This window comes from Mesorhizobium sp. M4B.F.Ca.ET.089.01.1.1 (assembly GCF_004022605.1).
GTDB classification, from domain to species: Bacteria; Pseudomonadota; Alphaproteobacteria; order Rhizobiales; family Rhizobiaceae; genus Mesorhizobium; species Mesorhizobium abyssinicae.
Genome location: NZ_RZOS01000435.1, coordinates 1 through 4707, shown reverse-complemented (window position 1 = coordinate 4707; position 4707 = coordinate 1). Strand labels below are relative to the sequence as shown.

6 protein-coding genes and 1 pseudogene are annotated in these 4707 nt (G+C 65.4%); all 7 read left to right on the top strand.

The annotated features are described in order from the left end of the window. The coding region (locus tag EN780_RS27905) for an MFS transporter (RefSeq protein ID WP_133372738.1) at positions 1 to 813 on the top strand (813 nt) is incomplete at its 5' end. A 121-nt stretch (positions 814 to 934) separates the two neighbouring features. After that, complete coding sequence (locus tag EN780_RS27900) at positions 935 to 2119, top strand: cell wall hydrolase (protein WP_128275906.1); 1185 nt, start codon at positions 935 to 937, stop codon at positions 2117 to 2119. A gap of 266 nt (positions 2120 to 2385) precedes the next feature. Then, the gene (locus EN780_RS27895) at positions 2386 to 2778 is read left to right on the top strand and encodes an AtpZ/AtpI family protein (protein WP_127284879.1); all 393 of its coding nucleotides are present in this window, start codon (positions 2386 to 2388) and stop codon (positions 2776 to 2778) included. 64 nt (positions 2779 to 2842) lie between these two features. Next, a complete protein-coding gene (locus tag EN780_RS27890; protein ID WP_128275905.1) occupies positions 2843 to 3601 on the top strand; it encodes a F0F1 ATP synthase subunit A in 759 nt (252 codons plus the stop codon). 67 nt (positions 3602 to 3668) lie between these two features. Next, on the top strand, positions 3669 to 3893 hold the full coding sequence (locus EN780_RS27885; protein ID WP_006206606.1) for a F0F1 ATP synthase subunit C: 225 nt from the start codon (positions 3669 to 3671) through the stop codon (positions 3891 to 3893). Positions 3894 to 3956: 63 nt separating this feature from the next. Beyond that, the gene (locus EN780_RS27880; protein WP_128275904.1) at positions 3957 to 4553 is read left to right on the top strand and encodes a F0F1 ATP synthase subunit B; all 597 of its coding nucleotides are present in this window, start codon (positions 3957 to 3959) and stop codon (positions 4551 to 4553) included. Between the two features lie 10 nt (positions 4554 to 4563). After that, positions 4564 to 4707 (top strand): annotated as a pseudogene (locus EN780_RS40865) (ATP F0F1 synthase subunit B); the annotation flags it as partial.

Here is a 4707-nt window from a genome sequence, read left to right as displayed (position 1 = left end):
ATGGGATGGTTCCGCGAGGGCGAGCGCGGTTTCGCCATGAGCATCAGGCAGACGGCGGTGCCGCTCGGCGGCGGCATCGGCGCGCTCGTCCTGCCCTCGCTTGCCCTGGGCTTCGGCTTCGCCGCCGTCTTCGGCCTGCTGGCAGCCGTTTCCGCTCTCTCGGCCGTCTTTGCCTGGCGCTGGCTGCACGAACCGCCGGCGGAAGGGGGCGGTCATGTCGCCGCGACGGCCGGTCCGGCGCCGCTGCGCAATCTCGAGGTCTGGCGCATCTCGAGCGCCATCGGCCTGCTTTGCTTCCCGCAGGTGGCGGTGCTCACCTTCGCCTCGGTGTTCCTGCACGATTTCGTAGGGCTGGGGACATTGGCGACCAGCGCGAGCCTCGCCGCCGTGCAGACCGGCGCCATGGTCATGCGCGTCTGGAGCGGCCGCTTCACCGACCGTCACGGCAACCGCCGCCCGTTCCTCAGGCTGTGCAGCGCGCTGAGCGCGCTGGCCTTCGCCGTGCTCTGGCTGCTGGTCGTCACGGCCGCAGGCCGGCCGGCCCTCATGGCGGCGCTTCCCGTCATGCTGGTCGTCGCGGGCATCGCGGTCTCCGCCTGGCACGGCGTCGCCTACACCGAGCTTGCCACGCTTGCCGGCCCCGGCCATGTCGGCACCGCGCTCAGCCTCGCCAACAGTTTCGTCTTCGTCGGCTTCTGCCTGGTGCCGATCGCCATTCCCGGGCTCCTGCACCTCTGGGCATGGCCCGGCGTCTGGCTGGCGGCGGCCGGCTGCGCGCTGATCGCCTGGCCGATCTTCCTGCGGCCAGCCTGATTCCGGGGCCGTCCCGATTCAGGCCAACATCAAAAAACACGATCGATGGCGTTAACGCCCCATCAAGGTTAATGCATCATTTTGGCTCTCCAGAGGGTCAGTTGCGTTTCTGGAGAGTTCCGTGCATCGACGTGTCTTGAAGCGGCTGGTCGCCGCCGCCGGTGAGAGAAAACGTTCCTTCCTGTCTCCGTTCGTTATTGGCCTTGGCATCTGGGTCGGCTTTCCGTCGGTCGTCGCCTATCAGGACATGACCAGCCTCGTTTCCGGCCTTGAGACGTCGAACGCCCGCTGGAAAGCCTATGTCGAAAAGTCCGTCGCGGGCTCGGTCCACAACGCCGAGATGCCGTTCGTCGATTCCACCTCCACCGGCTCGATCTCCGGCTCCGGCGTGCAACTGCCGGGCGTCGGCACGGTCGCCTTTCGCGGCAAGGGCAATGTGGCCGGCACGACGCCCGACGAGGACCGCATCGTGCGCGCCGACAAGAAGGGCCGCATCGTTCAGGTCTCGCCGGTGGCGCCACCAAAGGCCTTCAACGCCGGCTCAATCTTCGAACGCACATCCTCGCTGCTTCGCCCGAGCATGGACAGCGGCCTGAAGCTCGCCTTCGCCAAGCCCGGCATCAAGGGCAAGGAGATCCAGATCGCCCAGGCCTTCCACATCCGCGAGGACAAGAAGCCGGATCCCGGCGTGCCGGCCATGCTGGCGGCGCTCGTCAACAACGACAAGCCGGACGTGCTGGCCACCGCCTATGCCCAGGCCGAGCCCGACTATGCCAAGGCCTCGCCCTTCGAGGCGCTGCTGCAGGACGAGGAGCCGAACAGCGGCCGCTTCATCCCGCCGATGGCCAAGGGCGATCACTGGTGGATCCAGAACCCGCTACCGGCCAGCGTCTTCTCCAAGCCGGAGCAGGCCTGCCTTGCCAACGGCATCTATTTCGAGGCGCGCAGCGAATCCGTGCGCGGCCAGGCCGCCGTCGCCCAGGTGATCCTCAACCGCGTGCGCAACCCGGCCTATCCGAAGTCGATCTGCGGCGTCGTCTACCAGAACGACAACTGGCTGAACCGCTGCCAGTTCTCCTTCGCCTGCGACGGCCGCAAGAAGCGCGTCACCGATCCCGCCGCCTACAAGACCGCGCAGGACGTCGCCATGGCGGTGACCGCCGGCAAGATCTTCATTCCGGAAGTCGGCTCGTCGACCCACTACTATGCCAACTACGTGCATCCGGGCTGGGCGCGCACGATGAAGCGAATGACCAAGATCGGCCTGCATATCTTCTACCGCACCTATGGTGGCGGCTGGAGCTGAGGCTGTTTCGCCGGGACCGTCCGGGTGGTCCGGATGGCCCCAGACGCCGGCAACCGGGGAGCCTTGGTTGCAAGGATTCGCCGGGCGCTTGCCCCGAACCGCGACGGGCACGATGTCGCACCTCTTTAACCCGTTGATTTCAAAATAAAAAATACATGGGTTTGAAGTTCGGCCCGTGGCTTGACGGGCGCGGACCCTCTAACTATGTTGCCGGCGACTTTAGAAGCGGACGGACGCTAGCGGTCTGACCGGGCAGGGGGGTTGCGATGGCCGACACGAACGGGCCAGACGGAACCGGAGAAACCGGCCGCGGCAAGCAGCGCGAAGCCGACATCCGCGACGACGATCTTGAGCGCCGCCGGCGTGATCTTGAAGCATCGCTTGCGACAAGGCGGCCGGACCGGCTCGAGGGGAAAGACGACGCGAAAGCAGTGACCGGATACGGTCAGGCACTCAAGCTGTCCAGCGAGTTCATCGCAGGCATAGTGGTCGGTGTCGCGATCGGCTGGATCATCGACCGGCTGGCGGGAATATCGCCATGGGGTCTGATCGTCGGCCTGCTGCTGGGATTTGGCGCCGGCGTCCTCAATGTCCTGCGTTCGGCGGGGCTGGTGGCGCAATTCGGACAGGGCGGCACGCCGCGCGATCCGGAGGAATGAAGTGGCGCCGTCCTGGCGCTGGGTAAGACACTGAGGCCGCTCGCGGCTTTGACGGGGATGTAAAGTGGCTGCTGACAAGGTCGATCCGATCCACCAGTTCCATATCGTCAAGCTGATTCCGATCAACATCGGCGGCTACGACCTGTCCTTCACCAATTCCGCCTTGTTCATGGTCGCGACCGTCGCCGTCGCATCGGCCTTCCTCTACCTCACCACTGCCAGCCGCAGCCTCGTTCCCGGCCGCCTGCAGTCGGTCTCGGAAATGGCCTATGAGTTCGTCTCCAACATGCTGCGGGACTCGGCGGGAACGCAGGGGCTGAAGTTTTTCCCCTTCGTCTTTTCGCTGTTCATGTTCGTGCTGGTCGCCAACCTGCTCGGCCTGTTCCCCTATTTCTTCACCGTCACCAGCCACATCATCGTCACCTTCGGCCTCGCCGCGCTGGTCATCGGAACGGTCGTCGTCTACGGCTTCAGCAAGCATGGCCTCGGCTTCCTCAAGCTGTTCGTGCCGCATGGCGTGCCGGTCTTCCTGCTGCCGCTGGTGGTGCTGATCGAGGTGATCTCCTTCGTGTCGCGCCCGGTCAGCCTCTCGGTTCGTCTGTTCGCCAACATGCTGGCCGGCCACATCACGCTGAAAGTGTTCTCCGGCTTCGTCGTCAGCCTGAGCGCGCTGGGCGCCGTCGGCATCGCCGGCTCGGTGCTTCCGCTTGCCATGGCCGTCGCGCTGACGGCGCTGGAACTGCTGGTCGCCTTCCTGCAGGCCTACGTGTTTGCCGTGCTCACCTGCATGTATCTGAACGACGCCCTGCATCCCGGGCACTGATTACGAGTTTCCGGCATTCGTCGCCGGATGGAATTGCAACGGAATTACAGATCCAAAGGAGTTTGAAATGGACGCAGAAGCAGCAAAGTACATCGGCGCCGGCATCGCTTGCCTGGGCATGGGTGGCGCGGGCATCGGCCTCGGCAACATCTTCGGCAGCTACCTGGCGGGCGCGCTGCGCAACCCGTCAGCTGCTGACGGCCAGTTCGGGCGCCTGATCTTCGGCTTCGCCGTGACCGAAGCTCTGGGCATCTTCTCCCTTCTCATCGCGCTTCTGGCCCTGTTCGGCTGAGCACTGGGAAGATTGGACAGGCAGGCCGCGACCAGCGGCTGGCCTGATATCAGGGGATAGTCCATGTTCGTGACATCTGCCTTTGCAGAAGAGTCAGCGCCGGCCGCCGAAGGCGCCGCCGGTGCGGGAGCCGAAACGCATGCCGGCACCGAGGTGCCCGGCGAGGCGCACGGCACGTTCCCGCCATTCGATCCGGCGACGTTCCCGTCGCAGTTGCTGTGGCTGGCGATCACCTTCGGGCTGTTCTACCTGTTCCTGAAGCGGGTGGTGATGCCGCGCCTTGGTGGCATCATCGACGTCCGCAACGACCGCATCACGCAGGACCTCGACCATGCCGCCCGGCTGAAGGGCGAGGCTGACGCCGCGGTTGCCGCTTACGAGCAGGAACTGGCCGAAGCCAAGTCGAGAGCCAATGCGATCGGCCAGCAGGCCGGCGATGCCGCCAAGGCCGAGGCCGAGGCCGTCCGCAAGAAGGTCGAGGCGGAGCTAGACAAGAAGCTCGGCGAGGCCGAGGCCAGCATCGCGTCGATCAAGGCTAACGCCATGAAGGAAGTCGGCACCATCGCCGAGGACACCGCTTCGGCCATCGTCGAGGCGCTTGTCGGCGGCAAGGCCAGCAAGGCCGAGATCGCGGCCGCGGTCAAATCCGTGGCCCGGTGAGGAGCGCATCATGGACGCTACATCTCTCGCAACGCTCTGGGCCACGGTCGCCCTGATCATCTTTCTTGGCGTTGCCGTCTACATCAAGGTGCCCGGCCTGATCGCCAAGGGCCTCGACGCCCGCGCCGCCAAGATAAGCAACGAGCTTGAAGCT